The following is a 23,614-nucleotide window of genomic DNA, read 5'->3' on the forward strand; positions in this document are numbered from 1 at the left end:
CGAAGCTAGCGTGAAGATTTCACCAGTAAAATAATAAACAGCGGCGCGCCCAGTGTCGCCGTCACGACGCCTATCGGTAATTCCGCCGACGTCAGCGCCAGGCGTGCCACAATATCGGCTGCCAGTAATACACCGGCGCCAGCCAGCGCCGATGCCGGCAGCAGATAACGGTGATCGCTGATGCCGCTCATACGCAGCAGATGCGGGATCACCAGTCCGACAAAGCCAATAGCACCGGCCATCGCAACACTGATGCCGACCAGCCAGCCCATGGCGAGCACCAGCAGGTTACGCCAGTAGAAGAGAGACAGTCCGAGCTGGCGGGCGGATGTCTCGCCCAGCGCCAGCAGATTAAGAATCTGCCCGGTCGCCCCCAGGGCCAGCATCACCGGCAGCAGCGCCAGCATCATCCAGCCATAGCGCCAGTCAATCCCGCTGAATCCCCCCATCATCCAGTACATCAACTGACGCAGATCGAGGCTGGTGCTGAAGTAGACCGCCCAGGTCATGATGGCACTACAGATAATCCCCAGCGCCACGCCGGTAAGCAACAGTCGGGTGACCGAGAGCTGACGATGGGCAAAATGAAGCAGGATGAGCGTAATAATCAGCGCACCGGCCATCGCCGCCAGCCCAAGGCTCCACAGCGAGCCGCTGCCTAGCAGCACGCCAAGCACCAGGCCAATACCGGCACCATTCGAGACGCCGAGCAGGCCGGGCTCCGCCAGCGGATTTGTAAACAGCGCCTGCATCACCACACCGCATACCGCCAGCGACGCACCGACCAGCACCACCGCCAGGCTGCGGGGCAGCCGCAACTGCCAGACAAAGAGCCTGCCGCTTTCCGTGAACCAGTCTGAGGGCGCGATCCAGCTGTCACCGGCACACAGGCTGAGACAGAGCAGTGCAGAGAGCATAAGTGCTAACACAATAAGCCATTTCTGGCCGCGCTGGTCGGCCTGGCGCGCGAGCTGGTCGAGCAGAGACATAAGCGGGATTAGCTGAGAAAACAGAGATTTGATTGTAGAGGGATTGCAGAAAAAAGAAAGGCAGATGAGGCGGTTTGCTCTTTGCCGTCAGGGAGAATAACGGGCGCGGGAAGCGGGATTACTGCGTACTGAAACCATGAAAAAAGGCCGCTTGCGCGGCCTTTTTGAAACGCTGAAATTCAGTCAGTCTCTTTGGGTGTAGCGTTCTCTACGCGGCTTTTCAGCTTCTGTCCTGGGCGGAACGTTACTACGCGACGCGCAGTAATCGGAATATCTTCACCCGTTTTCGGGTTTCTGCCAGGACGCTGGTTTTTGTCACGCAGGTCAAAATTACCAAACCCAGACAGTTTTACCTGTTCTCCATTCTCCAAAGCGCGACGTACCTCTTCGAAAAACAGCTCTACTAACTCTTTGGCATCGCGTTTGCTCAGCCCGAGTTTCTCAAACAGGTACTCTGACATCTCAGCTTTTGTAAGCGCCATAGGTTCAATCCCTCAAGGTTGCCTGGAATCGCTCTTTTAATGCCGCAACGCATTTGCCAACGGTCGCGGCAATCTCCTCTTCTTCGAGTGTCCGGCTGGTATCCTGCAAAATCAGGCTGATTGCGAGGCTCTTGTAGCCCTCAGAAACGCCCTTACCGCGGTACACGTCAAACAAGTTTACGCCAACTACCTGATTTACGCCAACTTTCTTACACTCCGCGATGATATCTGCTGCGGGGACGTTTTCAGCCACCACAACGGCAATATCACGACGGTTCGCCGGGAAGCGAGAAATCTCGCGCGCGTCAGGCAGGACGCGGTCTGCGACCTTATTCCAAAGCAGTTCAAAGACTAAGGTGCGGCCATTGAGATCAAGCTTACGTTCCAGCTCAGGATGAACCACGCCGATAAATCCGATATGTTCATCATGCAAATAAATCGCCGCGCTCTGTCCTGGATGCAACGCCGGATTCGCTTCAGCACGGAAGCTGATGTCATCCAGTTTGCCGGTTAAATCGAGCAGCGATTCTAAATCGCCTTTCAAATCATAGAAGTCAACTGTCTGACGCGCCAGATCCCAGTGCTCTTCAACGCGGTTACCGCTGATGACGCCAGCCAGCATAAGATCCTGACGGATGCCTAAATCTGCCTGGGTATCCGGCACAAAGCGTAAGCCGCTCTCAAACAGGCGCACGCGGCTCTGCTGACGGTTCTGGTTGTAGACTACCGCGCTGAGCAGGCCGGTCCAGAGTGAGAGACGCATGGTCGACATATCGCTGGAGATTGGGCTCGGCAGCAACAGCGCCTCTTCACCCGGGTGCAGCAGCTGCTGAATTTTCGGATCGACGAAGCTATAGGTAATCGCTTCCTGATAGCCCTTATCCACCAGCAGGTTTTTCGCGCGCTTCAGCGACAGATTCGCTTCGCGATGCTGAGTCATCACCAGACCCGCCTGTACCGGCACATCCGGAATGTTGTTGTAGCCATAAATACGGGCCACTTCTTCAACCAGATCTTCTTCAATCGCCATATCGAAGCGCCAGCTCGGGGCGACGGCCTGCCACTGCCCTTCTCCCACGGTCACTTCACAGCCGAGACGCGTCAGAATGTCAGTCACCTGCTCATCCGCGATCACGTGGCCAATCAGACGGTCCAGCTTTTCACGACGCAGCGTGATCGTCGCTGGCACAGGCAGGGCTGCCTGATGGGTCTGATCGATGATCGGGCCCGCTTCACCGCCGCAGATTGACAGCAGCAGCTGGGTAGCACGCTCCAGTGCGGTATGTTGCAGCGCCGGATCAACACCACGCTCGTAGCGATGTGACGCGTCGGTATGCAGACCATGACGACGGGCGCGGCCGGTAATAGAGAGCGGATCAAAGTAAGCGCACTCGAACAGGATATTCTGCGTTTCGCCGTTCACGCCCGAATGTTCGCCACCAAAGATACCAGCCATCGCCAGCGCTTTCTGATGATCGGCGATCACTAAGGTATCACTCTGCAGGCTGGCTTCAGTGCCATCCAGCAGCGTCAGCTTTTCGCCTTCTTTCGCCATACGCACCACGATACCGCCGTCGATGCGGTCGAGATCGAAGGCGTGCATCGGCTGACCCAGCTCCAGCAGAACGTAGTTAGTGATATCCACCACCGGATCGATAGAACGAATACCACAACGACGCAGCTTCTCTTTCATCCACAATGGCGTTGACGCCTTTACGTTAATCCCTTTTACTACACGGCCCAGATAGCGTGGACAGGCTTCTGTCGCGTCAACCTGAATCGGGAAAGTGTCGTTCAGCGTCGCAGCGACCGGCTGCATCTCCGGCACGTTCAGTGGCAAACCGTTGAGGACGGCGACATCACGGGCGATACCGATAAGACCCAGACAGTCAGCGCGGTTAGGCGTGACGCTGATTTCGATGGTGTTGTCATCAAGCTGCAGGTAGGCGCGGATGTCGGTGCCAATCGGCGCATCGGCTGGCAGTTCGATGATGCCGTTGTGGTCGTCGGAAATCCCCAGCTCGGAGAAAGAGCAGAGCATGCCTTCAGACGGCTCGCCACGCAGTTTAGCCGCTTTGATTTTGAAATCGCCTGGCAGCACGGCACCGACGGTGGCGACCGCGACTTTCAGTCCCTGACGGCAGTTCGGCGCGCCACAGACGATATCCAGCAGGCGATCGCCGCCCACGTTGATTTTGGTCACACGCAGCTTGTCTGCATTCGGGTGCTGGCCGCACTCCACCACTTCCCCGACCACGACGCCGTGGAAGGCACCGGCAACCGGATCAACGCCGTCGACTTCCAGACCGGCCATAGTGATTTGTTCAGACAGCGCAGCGCTGTCCAGGGCTGGTTTTACCCATTCGCGTAACCAGAGTTCACTGAATTTCATTGGATATCCTGCCCTTACTTAAATTGTTTGAGGAAACGTAAATCATTTTCAAAGAAGGCACGCAGATCGGTCACGCCGTAGCGCAACATGGTCAGACGCTCCATGCCCATACCAAAGGCGAAACCGGAGTAGACTTCCGGATCGATGCCGACATTGCGCAGCACGTTAGGGTGAACCATGCCGCAACCCAGCACTTCCAGCCACTTGCCGTTTTTACCCATGACGTCAACTTCTGCTGATGGCTCAGTAAACGGGAAATAGGAGGGACGGAAACGAATCTGCAGATCTTCTTCGAAGAAGTTGTTCAGGAAATCGTGCAGCGTGCCTTTCAGATTGGTAAAGCTGATGTTTTTATCCACAATCAGCCCTTCCATCTGATGGAACATCGGGGTATGGGTCTGATCGTAATCGTTACGGTAAACGCGGCCTGGCGCAATAATGCGAATCGGCGGCTGCTGAGCCTTCATGGTACGGATCTGCACGCCGGACGTCTGGGTACGCAGCAGGCGCGTGGCGTCAAACCAGAAGGTGTCGTGATCGGCACGGGCCGGGTGATGGGCAGGAATATTCAGCGCATCGAAGTTATGGTAATCATCTTCAATTTCTGGACCGGTTACGACGCCAAAGCCTAACTCACCAAAGAAGGTCTCAATGCGATCCATGGTGCGGGTTACCGGATGCAGGCCGCCATTCTCAATGCGACGACCAGGCAGAGAGACATCAATGGTCTCTTCAGCCAGACGGGCATTCAGCACCGCAGCTTCCAGGGCATCTTTGCGCGCATTCAGACGCTCGGTGACCTGCTGCTTCGCTTCATTGATTACCGCACCCGCTGCCGGGCGCTCTTCGGCTGGCAGCTCGCGTAACGTAGTCATCTGCAGTGTCAGATGTCCTTTCTTACCCAGGTATTCGACGCGCACCGCGTCAAGGGCGGCGATATCCGTCGCCCCGTCGATGGCCGCCGTGGCGCTGGCCACCAGTTCTGCGAGTTGGGACATAGTTTCCTCTTTTTCCAGTCAGGCTGGTCAGTTCTCGTTGGGACCTGCCGGTCCAATATGCTAGCGCCAGAAACAAAAAAGCCTCCACGAGGGAGGCTTTTAGCGCGATTTTTCGTTTCTTTTCTTATGCGCAAAAGCCCCTGGATGTCAGGCGCTAAAGTAAAAAAAGAAACGGAAAATAGCAGCATTCATGCTTGCGGTTACCTTGTCATGCGATACAGGGGGTCTATTGAAATGCTCAGCGACGAAAATGTCAATCTTTTGCGTAAGTTACAGGCAATAAAAAAGGGAGCAAGCTCCCTTTTCCATCTGACTTACGCCAGGGCTGATTTCGCTTTTTCGACCAGTGCAGAGAATGCCACTTTATCGAATACCGCGATGTCGGCCAGGATCTTACGGTCAATCTCAATGGCTGCTTTTTTCAGACCATTGATGAAACGGCTGTAAGACATGCCGTTCTGACGAGCCGCTGCGTTGATACGCGCGATCCACAGCTGACGGAACTGACGCTTACGTTGACGACGGTCACGGTAAGCATACTGACCAGCTTTGATAACAGCCTGGAAGGCAACGCGGTAAACACGTGAACGTGCACCGTAATAGCCTTTAGCTTGTTTTAAGATTTTTTTGTGACGTGCGCGAGCAACTACACCACGTTTTACACGAGCCATTTAGCTCTCCTGTTTAATATTCTGATTTAATGAAAAAATTACTTATGCGTACGGCAGGCAGGCAATTACCAGACCCAGATCGCCTTTTGACACCATGCCTTTAGGGCGCAGGTGACGTTTACGCTTAGTAGATTTTTTGGTCAGAATATGACGCAGGTTTGCGTGTTTACGCTTGAAGCCGCCAGAAGCGGTCTTGCGGAAGCGCTTAGCCGCACCACGTACAGTTTTAATCTTTGGCATTTTAAAAATATCCACTTCGCATTGTTAATAACATGACCCAGACAGGCGAACAGTTAACCGCACAGCGCGAACGCTGCGCGGTTAGTGTTACTTGAAAGCCTACTGTTTCTTCTTAGGAGCGAGCACCATGATCATCTGGCGGCCTTCGATCTTCGAAGGGAAGGATTCGACAATGGCCAAATCCAGATCTTCACACAGGTCTTTACGGACGCGGTTAAGCACTTCCATACCGATCTGCTGGTGCGCCATCTCACGACCGCGGAAACGCAGCGTGATTTTGGCTTTATCGCCTTCTTCCAGAAAGCGAATCAGGTTGCGTAGTTTGACCTGATAGTCGCCATCATCGGTTCCAGGACGGAATTTGATTTCCTTAACCTGAATAACTTTTTGCTTCTTCTTCTGTTCCTTAGAAGATTTGCTTTTTTCATAGAGGAACTTGCCGTAATCCATGATGCGGCAGACCGGCGGTTCGGCATTCGGGCTGATTTCGACTAAGTCGCCGCCCGCTTCCTCGGCTTTTTCCAAAGCTTCGCGTAATGTGACAATGCCAATCGGCTCGCCATCCATGCCTGTTAAGCGCACTTCAGTTGCGCGGATTTCACTGTTGATTTTGTTCGGACGCGTCGGTAGTACTCGTTTTCCGCCTTTAATACTTTATTCCTCCAATTGTTGAAGATTTCGGCTGCGAATCTCTTGTTGAAGTTTCTCAACAAACACATCGACATCCATCGACCCAAGGTCTTTACCACGGCGGGTGCGAACGGCAACTTTGCCAGATTCCACCTCTTTATCACCGCAGACCAACATATAAGGGACGCGACGTAATGTGTGCTCGCGGATTTTAAAGCCTATCTTCTCATTTCTCAAGTCTGCCTTCACACGAATGCCAGCATTCTGCAGCTTACGCGTCAAAGACTCAACATATTCTGCTTGTCCGTCGGTAATATTCATTACCACGACTTGCAGCGGTGCCAGCCAGGTTGGGAAGAAACCGGCGAATTCTTCGGTAAGAATACCGATGAAACGCTCCATTGATCCCAGAATCGCACGGTGAATCATCACTGGCGTCTGACGATCATTGTTTTCACCCACGTAGGTTGCTTCAAGGCGTTTTGGCAGGGAGAAGTCTAGCTGAACTGTTCCGCACTGCCAGGCGCGATCAAGACAATCGTACAAAGTAAACTCAATTTTAGGACCGTAGAACGCGCCTTCGCCTGGCTGGAACTCAAACTCAATATTGTTTTCGTTCAGCGCCGCAGCCAGATCTTCCTCGGCACGATCCCACATCTCATCCGTACCGATGCGCTTCTCAGGACGGGTGGATAACTTCACCACAATCTTTTCAAAGCCGAAGGTGCTGTACATGTCATAAACCATGCGGATACAGCTGTTCACTTCGTCACGCACCTGCTCTTCAGTACAGAAGACGTGTGCATCATCCTGGGTAAAGCCACGAACACGCATCAAGCCGTGCAGTGCGCCTGAGGGTTCATTACGGTGACAGCTGCCGAACTCTGCCATACGCAGCGGCAGGTCACGGTAGGATTTCAGACCCTGATTAAAGATCTGAACATGCCCAGGACAGTTCATCGGTTTGATGCAATATTCACGGTTCTCAGATGAGGTGGTGAACATTGCTTCTTTATAGTTTTCCCAGTGCCCGGTTTTTTCCCACAGGACGCGATCCATCATGAATGGACCTTTAACTTCCTGGTACTGGTACTCTTTTAACTTGCTGCGGACAAACACTTCCAGCTCGCGGAAGATGGTCCAGCCGTCATTATGCCAGAAGACCATGCCTGGTGCTTCTTCCTGCATGTGGTAGAGATCCAGCTGCTTACCAATCTTACGATGGTCACGCTTCGCCGCCTCTTCCAGACGCTGCAGATAGGCTGCCAGCTGCTTTTTGTCTGCCCATGCGGTGCCATAAATACGCTGCAGCATTTTGTTGTTGCTGTCGCCGCGCCAGTAGGCACCGGAGATCTTCTGCAGTTTAAAATGATGGCAGAACCGCATGTTCGGCACGTGCGGACCGCGGCACATGTCGACATATTCTTCGTGATGATACAGGCCAGGCTTATCGTCATGGCTGATGTTTTCATCAAGAATGGTGGTCTTGTAAATTTCGCCGCGCGCCGCAAAGACGTCGCGAGCTTCCTGCCAGCTGACCTTCTTCTTCACCACATCGTAGTTGGTTTCAGCCAACTGATGCATGCGTTTTTCCAGCAGGTCGATATCTTCCTGGGTCAGGGTACGATCGATGTCGACATCATAATAGAAGCCGTTATCAATGACCGGGCCAATCGCCATTTTGGTATCCGGCCACAGCTGTTTAATCGCATGCCCTAACAGGTGCGCACAGGAGTGACGGATGATTTCCAGACCCGCTTCATCTTTAGCGGTAATGATCGCTACGGCGGCATCTTCAGTGATGGGATCAACAGCATCAACCAGTTCACCGTTAACACGGCCAGCGATACAGGCTTTCGCCAGACCAGGACCGATGTCCAGCGCAATATCCATCACACTGACAGGGCGGTCAAACACGCGCTGGCTGCCATCAGGAAGCGTAATTACAGGCATTTCATATCCTTATTTGCAGTGGTAAGCCACACGAAAGCCTACATGCAACGTAATGTAAAATTAGTGACCCGGCGTGATATCAGACCCACATTGTCGGAATGTCGCCAGGATTTCAGTGCGGGGCCGATGATAGCAGTTTTCCCCGGCGAGAAAAACCCATGCCTTTTTCGCTAAGCCCTGGAGAAATCAAAAAAAAGCGGCCTGACACACTGTCAGGCCGCTGTGAATGCTGCTGCAAAAATGCGCTTACATAGCGTAAGAGAGCATGATTGAGGTTTTGGTATCGGTGCGATCAGGCGCAGATTCCGCCGGATTGTTGTTCCAGCTGACGTTGTAAGCCAGCTTCAGCGCGAAGTGGCTGTTAATCGCCACCTGCAGACCGGTTTCGGAGTTCACCGTGGTGTCTTCTCCAAAGCTGCTCAGCACTGACACGCCCTGAATAAATTTAGTGGTGTCGGTCAGCTGCCACTGATAGCTGACTGCGCCATAGCCCAGCGCTTTGGTCTGATGACCACCCGCGTGATAATCGTCATAACGTACACCCGGACCCAATTCCGCACGCAGCGAGTGCACCGGTCCATTCAGAATCTGACGACCGTAACCGGCTGTCAGCACGTCGCGTGAATCGTAACCATTGAAACGATCGCTTAACCAGCTCGCCTGTCCAAACAGGTAGTCATACGAGTTGAGGTTGTAACGTGAACGACCACCGATGTTGTAAGTTTCAGAAGAGCGCTCATCGTTTGACGAGGTGTTGGCTGCGTTACCCCACAAGCTGTAAGCCATAGATGACTGATACCAGGTCATATTGGTCTGAGCCGTCATTGATGAACTGGTGGTGTTACCGGTTTGCGCCAGATATCCCGCAGCAGCAGAACCTTCAAACGGCTTTTTAGCTGTTGAAGGGTCATCCATTGACGTAAATACGGCGTTATCGGCCATTGCCTGGTGACAAAAAGCTCCGGCGGAGAGCAAAAGAACAGCAGACAGCTTGTTATAGGCTTTCATTAAATGTGATCCGTGCGACTGTTTAAAAAACGGAGAGTCTGAAGCGTTTTGCCGGGCATTCAATGCAATTTACGGTAAGTTTTGTAAAAAATTATTAACTTACACAAAATGCCTGGAATCGCCCTGACAACCCCTGTTAATTGGGACTCATCTTATTAACGTCGCGCATTATAGTGCTGCCCAAACGAAAAGCCAGACGCAACGGCAGAAGATTTTTACGTTATGCTGCTGGCTCGTGACACGAATTTACGCTATGCATCACGTCACATACACGGCATCTCCTTCATAATTCGCCTGATTTTTCACCATGGTCTACGCTCAGTTCAGTTTCCCTTCCCCGGAGGTGCCTCATGAGCAACACCTTAACCCGCTATATCGTGACCTTTCACTATCAGGAGTCGGGCTTAAGTGACATCCTGGAGCTGACCAGCGCAATGACCGCCGCAGGTTTCACGACCACGATGACAGATGACGACGGCCATCCACATGAACTCGGTACGAACAGCTATGGCATCGTCAGCACGCTGGAGGCTGAGGAGCTGCGGCAGCAGGTCACTGCGGCCGGTGAAAGCGCGCTGGGTCAGGAACCCGAGGTGACCGTCACGACCTTCGAAGAGTATCTGCGCGATGCAGCCGATCATCGCCCTGCCACCTCAGCGCCAGAATAAAGGGTGCAATTGCGCGGTTTTTGGTGAATATTTACGCAATACAATCGAACTTACGCAGCGAATAACGAGGATAGCCCAATGTGGTCAGCCATTAGTCGTCTGTTAAGCGAGCAGTTAGGCAACGCCGAAATCACTCAACGTCACGCCCTCGCGGGGGGTGATATCCATCCCACCTGGCAGATCCGCTACGGTGATCACGACGTCTTCGTCAAAAGTAACAGCCGCGATATGCTGTCGCTCTTTACCTGGGAAGCAGACCAGCTGGATTTGCTGGCGCGCACCGGCACGGTTCGGGTGCCTAAAGTCTATGGTGTGGGTCATCATCGCGAGGAGAGCTTTCTGCTGCTGGAATATATCAGGCCACAGCCGCTTGATGAGCAGAGTGCATATCAGCTCGGTCAGCAACTGGCGCATCTGCATCAGTGGAGCGAGCAGACGCAGTTCGGCCTCGATTTCGACAATAACATCACCACGACGCCCCAACCCAATAGCTGGCTGCGACGCTGGTCGGTTTTTTTTGCTGAACAGCGCATTGGCTGGCAGCTGCAGCTGGCGGCAGAAAAGGGAATTCAGTACGGGGATACAGAGCTGATCGTTGCCTGCGTGCAGCGGGTGCTCGCGTCACATCATCCGCAGCCGTCGCTGCTGCATGGCGATCTCTGGCCTGCTAACTGCGCCAGCAGTGAGAGTGGCCCCTGGCTGTTCGATCCTGCCTGCTACTGGGGCGACCGTGAGTGCGATTTAGCCATGCTGAGCTGGTACCCTGACCTGCCTCGCCAGATTTACGACGGTTATCAGGCGGTGTGGCCGCTACCGGATGGTTTTTCGCAGCGTCTGCCGGTCTACCAGCTCTACTATCTGCTCAACCGGGCTAACGTCTTTGGCGGGCACTGGCCAGGCGATGCACAGTTCGCCATTGGCCAGTTGCTGGATGAGGATGCGCTGGGCGCCAGTCAGGCCAGACCGGCCTGACAAAGCTCGCGGTCAGATAAAGCCCAGCAGCGACAGCGCAAAATAACCGGCTATCGCAATCACCACCGGCAGGACATAGAGCGGGAAGATCTGCAGGAAGATGGTGTGGCGAGGTACGCGCACCTTCTCTTCCAGTTGCTGACGGCTACGCCCTTCACTGCCTTTTGCCTGCTCCAGAATCATCTGATCCTCAATGCCTTCTTTGACGTGACGCGCCTGACGTCCCATCCGCGCGCCTGACGACTCCAGCGCCAGCCCGACAAAAATCAGAATGTAGATTAGCCAGAAACCCAGGTTCATCTGACCGTTAAATTCCGGTACCGGCGAGTTATGCCAGAAGACATTCAGGAATGGCGTGTTAAAGCGCAGCATGTCGACGATGACGTGGACGAAATCGAGCATGACGGCATCAATGCCTGGCTGCTTTTCGCTATGCTTAAACATAAAGCTCAATACAGAAATAATGGTCGACAGCAGCGCCACTAAAAAGAGCACCCAGCCTGCCACTCGCTTGAGGATGGCGATACGGCCAGCCTGTTGATAGGTCATAATATCTCCTGAACCCGGAATCCAATTTGCCGTCAGTTTACCTGCCAACGGTGAAATTTCCCAAATAAAGCGTGGCCTGTCGGGCAGAGCGTGCGCCAGCAAAGAATGATGTTAAGGTAAAGCTGACTTTAAAAGGAGACCCCCTGATGCCTTATCACCGCCCTGTCCTTGCTGCCCTGTTTGATATGGATGGCTTACTGATCGATTCTGAGCCTCTGTGGGATCAGGCTGAGCTGGATATCTTTTCAACGCTGGATGTTGACCTGTCACGTCGCAGTGAAATGCCCGATACCCTGGGTCTGCGCATCGATCAGACTGTACGGATGTGGTACGAAACGCTGCCCTGGCATGGCCCCTCTCAGGAGGAGGTCACTGAGCGGATTATTACGCGCGCCATGACGCTGGTGGATCAGACGCGGCCACTGCTGCCGGGCGTGGAAACGGCGCTGCAACTGTGCCGGGAACAGGGGCTGAAAATCGGCCTTGCCTCCGCATCACCGCTAAAGATGCTGGAACAGGTGCTGGAGATCTTCAATCTGCGCCCTTATTTCGACGTACTGGCTTCAGCAGAAGCGCTGCCCTACAGCAAGCCCCATCCGCAGGTCTATCTCAATGCCGCCGCCAGCCTTGCGATCGATCCGCTCAACTGCGTCACGCTGGAAGATTCGTTTAACGGCATGATCGCTACCAAAGCAGCGCGTATGCGATCGATTGTGGTGCCCGCCGCTGAACACCTTGACGATCCCCGCTGGACGCTGGCGGATGTCCGGCTGGACAATCTGACCCAGCTTAGCCTGCAGCATCTGCAGGGATAATATCAGCCCGCTTATGGCGGGCTTTTTATTGCCTGTTGCACCTGTCACTTGATCTGACCCGCAAAAAATAAAACAACGTTTCATTTTTATTGAATTCCCATCCCGCTCTGCCTAAGATGCCAAAAGCGTCCCCGTTTGGGGCATGAATAACCTGACCTGCAGAGAGGCCTGAGATGGACGTTCGTCAAAGCATTCACAGCGATCACGCTAAGCAACTCGACACTGAAGCACTGCGCCGCGAGTTCCTGATTGAGAAGATATTTACTGCCGATGATTACACCCTGACCTACAGCCATATCGACCGCATCATTATTGGCGGCGTCATGCCGGTGAATAATCCGGTCACTATCGGTGATGAGATGGGAAAACAGCTGGGCGTCGCTTATTTTCTTGAACGCCGCGAGCTGGGTATGATCAATATTGGCGGCCCGGGTCTGGTAGAAGTTGACGGTAAAGCGTGGGAAATCGGTCACGAAGAGGCACTTTACATCGGCAAAGGTGCGCGCAACCTGCTGTTCCGCAGCCTGAACCCGGCACAGCCGGCCAAATTCTATTACAACAGTGCGCCAGCACACAGCACCTTCCCGGACAAGAAAATCACGCTGCAGGAAGCGGCCACCGCGACGCTGGGTGATGCCGCGACCTCCAATCGCCGCACCATTAACAAATTTATCGTGCCGGATGTGTTGCCCACCTGCCAGCTCACCATGGGCTTAACCAAACTGGATGAAGGCAGCCTGTGGAACACCATGCCCTGCCACACCCACGAACGCCGCATGGAAGTCTATTTCTACTTCGATATGAGCGAAGAGTGCGCCGTCTTCCACATGATGGGGCAACCGCAGCAAACCCGCCATCTGCTGGTACACAACGAGCAGGCGGTGATCTCACCCAGCTGGTCAATTCACGCCGGTGTCGGCACCCAGCGTTACACCTTTATCTGGGGCATGGTGGGTGAGAATCAGGTCTTTGATGACATGGACCACGTCAAAATCAGTGAACTGCGCTGAGCAGAGGAGAAATACCATGGTACTGAGTACGTTTAACCTGGAAGGTAAAGTCGCGCTGGTGACCGGCTGTAACACCGGTTTAGGGCAAGGTATGGCGCTGGGTCTGGCCCAGGCGGGTTGTGATATCGTCGGCGTTAACCGTGATGGCCCGGATGATACCCAAAGTAAAGTGGAGGCGCTGGGTCGCCGGTTCTGGCCGGTGCAGGCCGATCTGATGCAGACCAGCGTGGTGGCCTCAGTGGTTGAACAGGCGCTGGCCGCTGCCGGTAAAATTGACATTCTGGTCAACAATGCCGGCATTATCCGCCGTGAGGACGCACTGAATTTCAGCGAGCAGGACTGGGATGACGTGATGAATCTTAACAGCAAGAGCCTGTTTTTCCTGTCGCAGCAGGTTGCCCGTCAGTTTATCGCGCAGGGTAATGGCGGCAAGATCATCAATATCGCCTCCATGCTCTCCTTCCAGGGCGGTATCCGGGTACCCTCTTATACGGCGTCGAAAAGTGCCGTGATGGGACTGACCCGTCTGATGGCGAACGAGTGGGCAAAACATGGCATTAACGTCAATGCCATCGCTCCCGGTTACATGGCCACCAACAATACGGAACAGCTTCGTAATGATGAGTCGCGCAGTGAAGAGATTCTGGGCCGTATTCCGGCAGGCCGCTGGGGCGTGCCGGATGACATGATGGGCCCGGTAGTCTTCCTGGCCTCTTCCGCGTCTGACTACGTGAATGGCTACACCCTGGCGGTGGATGGCGGCTGGCTGGCGCGTTAATCTTACTGGCGGACAGTGTTTCATCGCTGTCCGCCTTGTTAATAATATTCATGCTTCGTTACAGCGTCACATGTTCTCATTTACTGGATAAATCCCTATACTGGATGCATCGACAGTTTTCTTTGCAACCAGGTTCTATCATGACGGGCGAAGGCCACATCATTTTTGCCATTGCCAGCGCTATCTTTGCGAAGCGTGCTGAGCTGACACCAGTGCTGGCGCAGGCCGACTGGTGGCATCTTGTCCCCTCAGCGCTGCTGACATGTCTGTTGCCCGATATCGATCACCCTAAATCTCTGCTGGGACAGCGACTACGCTGGCTCTCTCATCCTATTGCGCGCGCGTTCGGCCATCGCGGCTTTACCCACAGTTTGCTGGCGATAGCCGCCGGTTTGTGGCTTTTTCAGATAAACCTGCCCCAGTCGTCGCCGATACCGCCTGATGTCCTGCAGGGTCTGACGCTGGGCTACCTTAGCCATATTGTGGCCGATATGCTAACGCCTGCCGGGGTTCCGCTGCTGTGGCCCTGCCGCTGGCGCTTCCGGCTGCCGATTCTGCGCAGCCAGAAAGGCAACCAGCTTGAGCGGGCATTGTGCCTGGGACTGGTGGGATATGCGCTCTGGTTTCCGGTGGGCATGCCATCTTTTGGTGCAAACGGCTGGCCGTCACAGCTGTTCGATACGCTACAAAATGGCGTCGGACGGTTGATTTCCAGTCATACTGCACAATAAATCAGCACAAAACGCCTTTAAGTTATAAACCATGCCATTTGGATATAAGGCACCCTCTTCGCCTGCTGTTACCATTCCTGCTGTCTTAATTCGTGATTAACATTATGCGGCCTTTCCAGAGCGAAAGGCCGCATTACTCTGGAGTTTCAGTATGGACCTTCCTCTTACGCTTAATATCGTAGCCTTTGTGGTGCTGCTGGTATTGCTCTCTCGCTTCAGCCGTCAGAACTGGAGCCTGTCGAAAAAAGTGCTGACCGGTCTGGTAATCGGCGTACTGTTCGGCCTGGTTTTGCAGTTGATCTACGGCGAAAACAGCGCAGTGGTCAAAGAGTCTATCAGCTGGTTTAACATCGTCGGTAATGGCTATGTCCAGTTGCTGCAGATGGTCGTAATGCCGCTGGTGTTCGTTTCCATTCTGAGTGCGGTTGCCCGTCTGCATAACGCCTCGTCGCTGGGAAAAATCAGCGTACTGACGATTGGCGTACTGCTGTTTACCACCGCGATCTCGGCGCTGGTCGGCGTCTTCGTGACCGGCCTGTTTGGCCTGAGCGCTGAAGGTCTGGTTCAGGGCGTGCAGGAGACTGCGCGTCTCAGTGCGATCCAGAGCAACTATGTCGGCAAAGTGGCTGACCTGACCGTGCCGCAACTGGTGCTCTCCTTTATCCCGAAAAACCCGTTTGCCGATCTGACCGGAGCCAGTCCGACCTCGATTATCAGCGTCGTCATCTTCGCCGCCTTCCTGGGTGTGGCTGCACTGCAGTTGCTGAAAGATGATGAAGTTAAAGGTCAGCGCGTGCTGGTCGCGATCGATACGCTGCAGTCGTGGGTCATGAAGCTGGTGCGTTTAGTGATGAAGCTGACGCCTTATGGTGTGCTGGCGCTGATGACCAAAGTGGTTGCCGGTTCTAACCTGCAGGACATCATCAAGCTGGGCAGCTTTGTGGTTGCCTCTTACCTCGGTCTGGCCATCATGTTTGGTGTCCACGCCCTGCTGCTGTCGGTAAATGGTATCAACCCGATGCGCTTCTTCCGTAAAGTGTGGCCGGTTATTACCTTCGCCTTCACCAGCCGCTCCAGCGCAGCCAGCATTCCGCTGAGCGTGGAAACCCAGACCCGTCGTCTTGGCGTGCCTGAGTCGATTGCCAGCTTCGCGGCCTCTTTTGGTGCCACTATCGGCCAGAACGGCTGTGCCGGTCTCTATCCAACCATGCTGGCAGTGATGGTTGCGCCAACCGTCGGGATCAACCCATTTGACCCGCTGTGGATTGCGACGCTGGTCGGGATCGTGACGCTGAGCTCAGCAGGCGTTGCCGGTGTCGGCGGTGGTGCAACCTTCGCGGCGCTGATTGTCCTGCCTGCGATGGGCCTGCCGGTCACCCTGGTGGCGCTGCTGATCTCCATTGAGCCGCTGATCGATATGGGTCGTACTGCCCTGAACGTCAACGGTTCCATGACCGCCGGTTCTCTCACCAGCCGCTGGTTAGGTCTGACCGATAAGCGCGTCCTGGAAAGCGACGACAACGCCGAACTGGCGCACCGCTAATCTGCTCTGAACCTGGCGCGCCCGCGCCAGGTTATTCCCGCCCTTCTTCTCCATAATCTCCCCCATTAATGGCGACGCCGTTAAGAAAGCGTTAAGCATGGTAAACAGGCGAAAAAACGCCGCTTTAGTGCTTGTCTTTGCCCGATAAAAAGCGAATTCTGCAGCCAGTCTTATGAGGAGAACACCTGATGAAAAAGATAATCGCCTCGCTTCTGACGCTGACGCTTTTGACACCCGCTCTGGCTTTCGCCCATCCTGGCGACTGGGGCCCGCCGGGTGGATGGGATCGCCATGGCGGCCACGGGCCACACTGGGGCGGACCCGGGCCGGTGCGCTTTTTGCCTGAAGCCGCAACCGCGGTGCTGATAGGCGGACTGACCTACTATCTGCTCAACGGCAATTATTATCAGCGTCACGGCGATGAGTATGTGGTGGCAGAGCCGCCTGCAGAGTCGCGGGTCAGCAGTGAAATGCGGGTACTCGACTTTAACGGCAAACGCTTCTATGTGCAGGCTGGCCACTTCTACCAGCGGCAGATAGATGGCGATTATGTTGAGGTGCCGCGTCCGGCAGGTTTGTAGTCAGTGCCACAACGAAAAACGGCCCGTCATAATGACGGGCCGTTTGCTATTCAGGGGAGCTATGAGTTACTGCTGAACCTGCGGATCGGTGTCATATTCCGCACAGCTCTGGAAGCCGTAGTTCATGACACGGCCGGTGTCGTTATAGCTCACGAAGTAAGTCTGAGCTTTACCGTCGCGCTGACCCAGCACATAAGTCTGGCAGGTGCCGCGCGCGTGAACCATGGTGATTTCAGTAGAAGGCGTACCGGCGATCTGACGAACCTGATCACGGGTCATACCCTTTTTAACATCCTTTACCACTGGCTTAGTCACGTAGCTTTCCGCACGATCGTAAGTCGTACAACCAGACAGTGCAGCCAGCGTCAGCGCCGCAGCGATACATCCCATCACTTTATTCATCTTGTTGTTCCTCATTTATTGTCCATGTGGAAACAAGCCTGGAACATAAATGCTGATTTATCAAGTTTATGACGAACAATTAGTGGCCTGTCAAATGTCAGGATTTCGTAAAGAAGGCTGTTTTGCTGTCAACGCAGACGTATACTGCCCGGCAAAACAGGTACCCGATAGCACCCCGTTTTCAGAGACCGCACCGTCATCCGCGCAGACGCAGATCGGCGTGAATGTCGCGTTACCGGACGCTGTTTTTCGCAGCCTTACCCGCTTTCTGTTTACCCCATCGCTGACAATCCCGAGGATAAATGACCCCTGTACACTCCAATCGCCTGGTTTATGCCATTACGCTGGGCCTGCTGGCCGCGCTGGGCCCGCTCTGCATCGACCTCTATCTGCCTGCACTACCACAAATGGCCCAGGACCTGCACACCGAAACCGCTACCGCGCAGCTGAGTCTGACCGCTGGCCTGTTAGGTCTCGGCTTTGGCCAGCTGCTCTTTGGCCCGATGAGCGATAAGTTCGGCCGCCTGCGCCCGCTGACCCTGTCACTGGTGTTGCTGTTTATCGCCTCGATGGGCTGTGCGCTGGCGCAGGATATTAACCAGCTGCTGCTGGCGCGGCTGTTCGAAGGGTTAGCAGGTGCGGGCGGTGCGGTGCTGTCACGGGCAATTGCACGCGATATGTACAGCGGCCACGAGCTGACGCGATTCTTCGCTCTGCTGATGCTGGTCAACGGTCTGGCACCGATCGGCGCACCGGTATTAGGCGGCGTGCTGATGACGATTTTAAACTGGCGCGGCATCTTCATGGTGCTGGGCGGCATTGCCATTCTGCTGATCCTGCTGGCGCGCTGGAAGCTGCATGAAACCCTGCCTGAGGCACGCCGCAGTAAAGGATCAATATTCTCCGCCTACGCGGCATTGGGTCAGGTGATTACCCATCGCCCCTTTATGGGCTTCTGCCTGACCCAGGGATTTATGATGTCCGGCATGTTCGCCTACATCGGTGCCTCGCCGTTCGTGCTGCAGCAACTCTATGGTCTTTCGCCCCAGGCCTTTAGCTTCTGCTTTGCGGCCAACGGGTTTGGCCTGGTGATTGCTTCACAGACCAGTGCCCGCCTCTGTCCATTGTGGGGCGAATATCGGGTGCTGAAAGGCGGACTGACGCTGGCCTTTGTCGCCTCCAGTCTGCTGCTGCTGGCCGCGTTGCTGCATGCTCCCTTAGCGCTGCTGCTGGTGGCACTGTTCTTTACCATTGCCAGCAACGGCGTTATCGCTACCACCGCCTCGTCCCTGGCGATGCAGAGTCAGGGCCATCGCGCTGGCAGCGCCTCCGCGGTGATAGGCGTTACGATGTTCACGCTGGGTGCGATTACCGTGCCGATTACCGGCATCGGCGGCACCTCGGTGCTGAGCATGTGCGCCACCATTTTTGGCTGTTTTATGACGGCGATTCTGATGTTTAGCGTGCTGGCGAAAAAACCGCTGCCGCAGGTAAAAACTCACTGATTTCGCAACGTTTCATGGTAATGAGTTACCGCTTTGGCTTGTTGTTTTCGCTAAGGCACGTTAGCTTTAATAAAACGTTCGCATCGAGCCGACAGGCCACTGACCTGAGGAGAAGTTCATGTCACTGCAGCAGGAAATTATTGAAGCCCTGGGTGTGAAGCCCACTATCGACGCCGACCAGGAAGTGCGCGTCAGCATCGATTTTCTCAAAGCCTACCTGAAACGCCACAGCGGCCTGAAAACGCTGGTGCTGGGGATCAGCGGCGGTCAGGATTCAACCCTGGCGGGCGCGCTGGCGCAGCGGGCGATCACCGAACTGCGTCAGGAGAGCGGTGATAACGACTACACCTTTATTGCCGTGCGTCTGCCTTATGGTGTGCAGGCGGATGAGCAGGATTGTCAGGACGCGCTGGCCTTTATCAAACCCGACCGTTCGCTGGTGGTAAACATCAAAGAGTCGGTGCTGGCCAGTGAGCGCGCGCTGAAAGAGGCGGGTATTACGCTTTCCGATTTTGTCCGCGGCAATGAAAAAGCCCGTGAGCGGATGAAAGCGCAATACAGCATCGCCGGCATGACCAAAGGCGTAGTGGTCGGCACCGATCACGCGGCTGAAGCCGTGACCGGTTTCTTCACCAAGTATGGCGATGGCGGCACTGACATCAATCCCCTGTTCCGCCTGAACAAGCGTCAGGGCAAGCAGTTGCTGAAACACCTTGGCTGCCCGGAGCATCTCTATCTGAAAAAACCGACTGCCGATCTGGAAGATGATCGTCCAGGCCTGCAGGATGAAGTGGCGCTGGGCGTCACCTATGAGATGATTGATGATTACCTGGAAGGCAAAAGCATCAATCCTGACAGCGCCCGCATCATCGAAGGCTGGTATCAGAAAACCGAGCACAAACGTCGTCCGCCGATCACGGTATTCGACGACTTCTGGAAGTAATCCTGCCCCTCCCTTGCCGCGGCAAGGGAGGCTTCTCTCACTGACTTTGTTGATCGCTGCATGCCTGCCACCGTTTCACGCGCGACCCTCATCGGGCTTGTCGCCATTCTGCTCTGGAGTACGACCGTTGGCCTGCTGCGCAGCGTCAGTGAAGCCTTTGGCGCCACCGGTGGTGCGGCGCTGATCTACACTACTACGGCGTGTCTCCTTTGCCTGAGCCGGGGCCTGCCCAGACCTGGCGCAATGCCCGCCATCTACCTGTGGCTGGGGGGCGTACTCTTTGTCGGCTATGAAATCTGTCTGGCGCTGGCCATCGGGCTGGCCAGCGATCGCAGCCAGTCGCTGGAACTGGGAATGATTAACTATCTCTGGCCCTGCCTGACCATCGTGCTGGCGATCCCGTTTAATCAGCAGCGTTTCCGTGTCTGGCTGTGGCCAGGACTGCTGCTGTCGCTGCTGGGGATCGTCTGGGTAATGAAAGGCAGCGGCAGCGGATCGCCGACGCTGTTGTGGCAGAATATGCTGCGCAACCCGGTCGCCTATGCATTGGCCTTTATCGCCGCCCTGACCTGGGCGCTCTACAATAATCTCACCCGCCGCTTTGCCCGTGGTTCTAATGGCGTCACGCTGTTTTTTATCCTGACTGCACTGGCGCTGTGGCTGAAATATGCCTTCAGCGATCACACTGTGCCGATGGCCTTTACGCTGGTGCCGCTGCTGGAGGTGCTGTTTGTCGGGCTCTCCACCGCCATCGCCTATTCCGCCTGGAATCACGGGATTCAGCAGGGCAATCTGACGCTGCTGGCCACCGCCTCCTACTTTACGCCGGTGCTGTCGGCCCTGATGGGATCACTGTGGCTCGGCCTGACGCCGCCGCTGGCCTTCTGGCAGGGCGTGGCGATGATCACGCTCGGCTCGCTGATCTGCTGGCGGGCAACACGGTCTCTGTAACCAGACGGCTGGCGATCATTTCACCTGCCTGTTATGCTGTATGGACAACCAGTAAATGGAGTCCATCTTGGTCAGACGTTCTGCCATACTTCGCCCCGAACCCGACGCGAATGCAATTTATCAATATCCCGAACACCTGCGTGAGTGGCTGGAAGGCCTGCCAAATCATCCTGGCGTCTATACCTTTCATGGCGAAAGTGAGTCGCTGCCGCTCTATATCGGTAAAAGTGTGAATCTGCGTTCGCGGGTGATGTCCCATTTCCGCACCCCGGATGAGGCGAAAATGCTGCGCCAGTCGCGGCGTGTAAGCTGGATCCCTACCGCGGGTGACCTTGGCGCGCTGCTGCTGGAAGCGCAGATGATCAAAACCCAGCAGCCGCTGTTCAATAAGCGATTGCGCAAAAACCGGCAGCTCTGTTCATTGCAGATTACCGACGGCAAACCGAATGTGGTCTATGCAAAAGACCTCGATTTCAGCCAGTCCCCCAACCTGTTTGGGCTCTATCGCAGTCGCTTCGCCGCGCTGGAACGGCTCAAGCAGCTCGCGGATGAGTATCAGCTCTGTCATGGCCTGCTGGGTCTGGAAGCGCTGAGTGCGGGGCGAGGCTGCTTCCGCTCGGCACTGCGCCGTTGCGCCGGGGCCTGCTGTGGAAAAGAGCCGGTCAGCGATCATCAGGATCGACTGCTGGAGGCGCTGGAAAACGTGCGGGTGTTCTGCTGGCCATGGCAGGGTGCCGTGGGGCTGGTGGAGGAAGGCAAAGAGATGACGCAGATCCACGTTATCGACCACTGGTTCTATCTCGGTTCGGTCAGCAGCATGGATGAGGCCAGAAAACTGCAGCGGCCCAAAGGCGGTTTTGATCACGACGGCTACAAAATCCTCTGCCGCCCGATTCTGTCAGGTGCCTACCCTATTCTGCCGCTATAAAAAAACCGCCGACGCTGCCCACTCACCTTCAGTGGACAGCGCCGGCGGTCTCAGACCGTTCGCTTAACGAGTCTTATTCAGCCGGTTCTGCTGGCGGTGCCATTTTGCCCTCGTGCGGGCCTTTCTCAGTCAGACGCTTTTCAAAGTTAGCGTTGTACTGTTTTTTCTGCTCCGGCGTCAGCACGTTATAGAGCTTGTTCTGGGTTTCCAGCATCTTCAGCGCATGCTCTTTGGCATTGGCGGACATCTTCTCTGCCTGTGCTTCTGCTTTGCTCTGGTCGAAGCTGTCAGAGGCAATAATGCTGTGGGCCGCACGACGCTCGTCCAGTGACGGGCGTTTCATATCTTTGTGGCTCTCTTTCATGATGTCGCGCATCTGAGTTTTCTGCGCGTCGGTCAGGTTCAGACCTTTAAACATCATCTCCATGCCGTGGCGCATTGGCGGCTTGTGCATCGCTTTTTCGCTGCCTGCTGGCGGTGGAGTCAGGTTGTCAGCGGCTGCATGGACGGCGCTGGCTGCACCAAACGCCAGCGAGGAAGCCAGTAAAAGGGAAGTCAGTTTGCGCATAATAGTGTCCTTATAATTCATGATAATGACGACAGCACTCTGTCGCGTCTTCGGAAACAAGCATACGACGCTGAACGTCAACTACTCAGAGCCTGAGTAAAGCCGTGAAAGCATAAAAGATAAAAATCGGGCAATCATGAAGAGAATAAGAAGAAAGGCGTGAGGAATTGAAAATGTTTATGAATTTAAAGCGAATTTGGCAGAAATCATGGAGGAGTGTAAGGGTTACGACAGGAAAGCGGAAGCCGATCTTCCACTTTTCCTGTCGGTTTTTTAGCGCCGATGGTCTGCGCTGTTAACAACCGCTATCAGACCGGCAGCGCCTGGGTCTGTTCGCTCTCTTCAATCAGCATCAGTCCGGCACGCAGCCCGGCGGCCACGTTGGGGTTAGGGAACAGCACATATTCCCGCGCCTGCTGCACGTAATAGCGGGTGCTACCATCTTCCGCCAGCAACGTCCCCTGAGGAAACGCGGTAAAGTTCAGCGTTTCCGGCGACATATGCAGCGTAAAGTGCTCACTCAGTCGGGTGATCTGCTGCGCGACCCGATAGTGACGCGGTCTAACCGCCGCCGCAGGCAGCGCTTCGCCATAGAGTAAAGACGCCAGCGCCTGCTGTGCCGCACTGAACTGACTGAGATCGTTTTCACCAAACGGCAGCGCTTTACCCAGCTCCAGGGTACAGCTGGCCGCACCGAAGTGCTCGCAGCTGAAGTGGGTAAAGGTGCCGCCCGGCGAGCGATGGAACACCAGCGCTTCCAGCCCGGCAGCGGCGAGCCAGTCAAGAAACGCGGGCGGCCAGGGGCGTTCATTGTGCGGCATTACGCCGAACTGAGGATGATAAGAGCCACGAATAGCCGTGTGCATGTCGAGATGCCAGCGCGTCTCATCGCACTCGCCCAGCTGCCAGAAGGTCTCCAGCGCCTGCTCCAGCCGCAGCACGCGGCGGGCCTCATCACCATCATCAATCTGCTGCCAGCGTCCGCCAAACAGCCGGTTAATGTCATAACGCACATAGCGCTTACCGGCGCGTAGCGCTGAGGGATTACCCAGAATCACCAGCATGCGCTGCTGTAACGGCTTTTCGCCCCGCAGCAGCGGATTAACCAGCTGGTTCACCATTTCTACCGGGGCTGTTTCATTGCCGTGGATCCCGGCAGAGAGCACCAGCGCCTGTTTAACCGGCACCGTCGGCTCCATCAACAGTATGCCGTGATACAACCATTGCCAGCGAAGATGCGCCGTTTCACCACTACGCTTACGCGGCACCTCGCCGGAGAGCGTTTGCTGTAAAAAGTCCTGCATCGT

26 protein-coding genes and 1 other annotated feature are annotated in these 23,614 nt (G+C 55.2%); of the genes, 12 read left to right on the forward strand and 14 right to left on the reverse strand.

All coding sequences use genetic code 11. The features are described 5' to 3' along the window. Positions 1 to 5: 5 nt before the first annotated feature. The 10 genes from btuC to LC417_RS04615 form a co-directional block, all read right to left on the reverse strand. Positions 6 to 989: a vitamin B12 ABC transporter permease BtuC gene (gene btuC / locus LC417_RS04570; RefSeq protein WP_010670028.1), complete on the reverse strand. Its 984-nt coding sequence runs from the start codon at positions 987 to 989 to the stop codon at positions 6 to 8. A 179-nt stretch (positions 990 to 1,168) separates the two neighbouring features. Next, positions 1,169 to 1,471 (reverse strand): integration host factor subunit alpha, encoded by a 303-nt coding sequence (gene ihfA, locus LC417_RS04575; RefSeq protein ID WP_003853259.1) that lies wholly within the window; start codon positions 1,469 to 1,471, stop codon positions 1,169 to 1,171. A 4-nt stretch (positions 1,472 to 1,475) separates the two neighbouring features. Beyond that, positions 1,476 to 3,863, reverse strand: coding sequence for a phenylalanine--tRNA ligase subunit beta (gene pheT, locus LC417_RS04580; RefSeq protein WP_223565538.1), 2,388 nt, complete (start codon positions 3,861 to 3,863; stop codon positions 1,476 to 1,478). A gap of 14 nt (positions 3,864 to 3,877) precedes the next feature. After that, positions 3,878 to 4,861: a phenylalanine--tRNA ligase subunit alpha gene (gene pheS, locus LC417_RS04585; RefSeq protein WP_010245680.1), complete on the reverse strand. Its 984-nt coding sequence runs from the start codon at positions 4,859 to 4,861 to the stop codon at positions 3,878 to 3,880. Positions 4,862 to 4,932: 71 nt separating this feature from the next. Then, positions 4,933 to 5,058 (reverse strand) — a sequence feature (Phe leader region). Beyond that, entirely contained in the window at positions 5,009 to 5,053 is a 45-nt protein-coding gene (gene pheM, locus LC417_RS04590; protein ID WP_106120997.1) for a pheST operon leader peptide PheM, read from the reverse strand. Its footprint overlaps the feature before it by 45 nt. Before the next feature lie 117 nt (positions 5,059 to 5,175). Further along, a complete protein-coding gene (rplT, locus tag LC417_RS04595; protein ID WP_003853267.1) occupies positions 5,176 to 5,532 on the reverse strand; it encodes a 50S ribosomal protein L20 in 357 nt (118 codons plus the stop codon). A gap of 42 nt (positions 5,533 to 5,574) precedes the next feature. Continuing rightward, positions 5,575 to 5,772, reverse strand: coding sequence for a 50S ribosomal protein L35 (rpmI, locus tag LC417_RS04600; protein ID WP_010245683.1), 198 nt, complete (start codon positions 5,770 to 5,772; stop codon positions 5,575 to 5,577). 99 nt (positions 5,773 to 5,871) lie between these two features. After that, positions 5,872 to 6,423 (reverse strand): translation initiation factor IF-3, encoded by a 552-nt coding sequence (gene infC, locus LC417_RS04605; RefSeq protein WP_029519030.1) that lies wholly within the window; start codon positions 6,421 to 6,423, stop codon positions 5,872 to 5,874. Between the two features lie 3 nt (positions 6,424 to 6,426). Beyond that, positions 6,427 to 8,355: a threonine--tRNA ligase gene (gene thrS / locus LC417_RS04610; RefSeq protein WP_010245687.1), complete on the reverse strand. Its 1,929-nt coding sequence runs from the start codon at positions 8,353 to 8,355 to the stop codon at positions 6,427 to 6,429. Between the two features lie 246 nt (positions 8,356 to 8,601). Next, entirely contained in the window at positions 8,602 to 9,363 is a 762-nt protein-coding gene (locus LC417_RS04615) for a YdiY family protein (RefSeq protein ID WP_010245689.1), read from the reverse strand. A 350-nt stretch (positions 9,364 to 9,713) separates the two neighbouring features. Here LC417_RS04615 and ghoS point away from each other — a divergent pair, with 350 nt between their 5' ends. Together ghoS and LC417_RS04625 are read left to right on the forward strand one after the other, a co-directional pair. Next, on the forward strand, positions 9,714 to 10,031 hold the full coding sequence (gene ghoS / locus LC417_RS04620; RefSeq protein ID WP_159226373.1) for a type V toxin-antitoxin system endoribonuclease antitoxin GhoS: 318 nt from the start codon (positions 9,714 to 9,716) through the stop codon (positions 10,029 to 10,031). A gap of 78 nt (positions 10,032 to 10,109) precedes the next feature. Continuing rightward, positions 10,110 to 11,003 carry a fructosamine kinase family protein gene (locus tag LC417_RS04625; protein ID WP_033757473.1) on the forward strand — a complete coding sequence of 298 codons (894 nt, stop codon included), beginning with the start codon at positions 10,110 to 10,112 and terminating at the stop codon, positions 11,001 to 11,003. Positions 11,004 to 11,015: 12 nt separating this feature from the next. On the opposite strand, the gene LC417_RS04630 is transcribed toward LC417_RS04625, so the two are convergent. After that, positions 11,016 to 11,552: a YniB family protein gene (locus tag LC417_RS04630; RefSeq protein ID WP_010245694.1), complete on the reverse strand. Its 537-nt coding sequence runs from the start codon at positions 11,550 to 11,552 to the stop codon at positions 11,016 to 11,018. 146 nt (positions 11,553 to 11,698) lie between these two features. On the opposite strand from LC417_RS04630, the gene hxpB reads away from it, so the two are divergent. From hxpB to LC417_RS04660, 6 genes are all read left to right on the forward strand, one after another. Further along, positions 11,699 to 12,367 carry a hexitol phosphatase HxpB gene (gene hxpB / locus LC417_RS04635; RefSeq protein WP_223565539.1) on the forward strand — a complete coding sequence of 223 codons (669 nt, stop codon included), beginning with the start codon at positions 11,699 to 11,701 and terminating at the stop codon, positions 12,365 to 12,367. 173 nt (positions 12,368 to 12,540) lie between these two features. Further along, positions 12,541 to 13,377, forward strand: coding sequence for a 5-dehydro-4-deoxy-D-glucuronate isomerase (kduI, locus tag LC417_RS04640; protein ID WP_010245701.1), 837 nt, complete (start codon positions 12,541 to 12,543; stop codon positions 13,375 to 13,377). A 16-nt stretch (positions 13,378 to 13,393) separates the two neighbouring features. Then, positions 13,394 to 14,155, forward strand: a complete 762-nt coding sequence (gene kduD / locus LC417_RS04645; protein WP_010245706.1) for a 2-dehydro-3-deoxy-D-gluconate 5-dehydrogenase KduD — start codon at positions 13,394 to 13,396, stop codon at positions 14,153 to 14,155. 140 nt (positions 14,156 to 14,295) lie between these two features. Next, positions 14,296 to 14,886, forward strand: a complete 591-nt coding sequence (locus tag LC417_RS04650) for a metal-dependent hydrolase (protein ID WP_010245708.1) — start codon at positions 14,296 to 14,298, stop codon at positions 14,884 to 14,886. A gap of 151 nt (positions 14,887 to 15,037) precedes the next feature. Then, positions 15,038 to 16,429, forward strand: coding sequence for an L-cystine transporter (locus LC417_RS04655; RefSeq protein WP_010670021.1), 1,392 nt, complete (start codon positions 15,038 to 15,040; stop codon positions 16,427 to 16,429). Positions 16,430 to 16,617: 188 nt separating this feature from the next. Then, a complete protein-coding gene (locus LC417_RS04660; RefSeq protein WP_033757987.1) occupies positions 16,618 to 17,010 on the forward strand; it encodes a DUF6515 family protein in 393 nt (130 codons plus the stop codon). A gap of 66 nt (positions 17,011 to 17,076) precedes the next feature. On the opposite strand, the gene osmE is transcribed toward LC417_RS04660, so the two are convergent. Beyond that, positions 17,077 to 17,412, reverse strand: coding sequence for an osmotically-inducible lipoprotein OsmE (gene osmE, locus LC417_RS04665; RefSeq protein WP_010245718.1), 336 nt, complete (start codon positions 17,410 to 17,412; stop codon positions 17,077 to 17,079). A gap of 302 nt (positions 17,413 to 17,714) precedes the next feature. Between osmE and LC417_RS04670 the strand changes: the two genes are divergently transcribed. The 4 genes from LC417_RS04670 to cho all read left to right on the forward strand — a co-directional run bounded on the left by LC417_RS04670 (position 17,715) and on the right by cho (position 21,739). Further along, positions 17,715 to 18,917, forward strand: a complete 1,203-nt coding sequence (locus LC417_RS04670) for a multidrug effflux MFS transporter (protein ID WP_022625759.1) — start codon at positions 17,715 to 17,717, stop codon at positions 18,915 to 18,917. Between the two features lie 118 nt (positions 18,918 to 19,035). Further along, a complete protein-coding gene (gene nadE / locus LC417_RS04675) occupies positions 19,036 to 19,860 on the forward strand; it encodes an ammonia-dependent NAD(+) synthetase (RefSeq protein ID WP_010670018.1) in 825 nt (274 codons plus the stop codon). Between the two features lie 60 nt (positions 19,861 to 19,920). Further along, entirely contained in the window at positions 19,921 to 20,811 is an 891-nt protein-coding gene (gene yddG / locus LC417_RS04680) for an aromatic amino acid DMT transporter YddG (protein ID WP_223565540.1), read from the forward strand. Between the two features lie 67 nt (positions 20,812 to 20,878). After that, positions 20,879 to 21,739 carry an excinuclease Cho gene (gene cho, locus LC417_RS04685; protein WP_010245728.1) on the forward strand — a complete coding sequence of 287 codons (861 nt, stop codon included), beginning with the start codon at positions 20,879 to 20,881 and terminating at the stop codon, positions 21,737 to 21,739. Positions 21,740 to 21,812: 73 nt separating this feature from the next. On the opposite strand, the gene spy is transcribed toward cho, so the two are convergent. Both spy and astE read right to left on the reverse strand, forming a co-directional pair. After that, positions 21,813 to 22,307, reverse strand: coding sequence for an ATP-independent periplasmic protein-refolding chaperone Spy (gene spy, locus LC417_RS04690; RefSeq protein ID WP_010245731.1), 495 nt, complete (start codon positions 22,305 to 22,307; stop codon positions 21,813 to 21,815). 308 nt (positions 22,308 to 22,615) lie between these two features. Continuing rightward, positions 22,616 to 23,611: a succinylglutamate desuccinylase gene (gene astE / locus LC417_RS04695; RefSeq protein WP_022625762.1), complete on the reverse strand. Its 996-nt coding sequence runs from the start codon at positions 23,609 to 23,611 to the stop codon at positions 22,616 to 22,618. Between the last annotated feature and the right edge of the window lie 3 nt (positions 23,612 to 23,614).

The organism is Pantoea sp. OVA07A, assembly GCF_019969975.1.
GTDB classification, from domain to species: Bacteria; Pseudomonadota; Gammaproteobacteria; order Enterobacterales; family Enterobacteriaceae; genus Pantoea; species Pantoea agglomerans.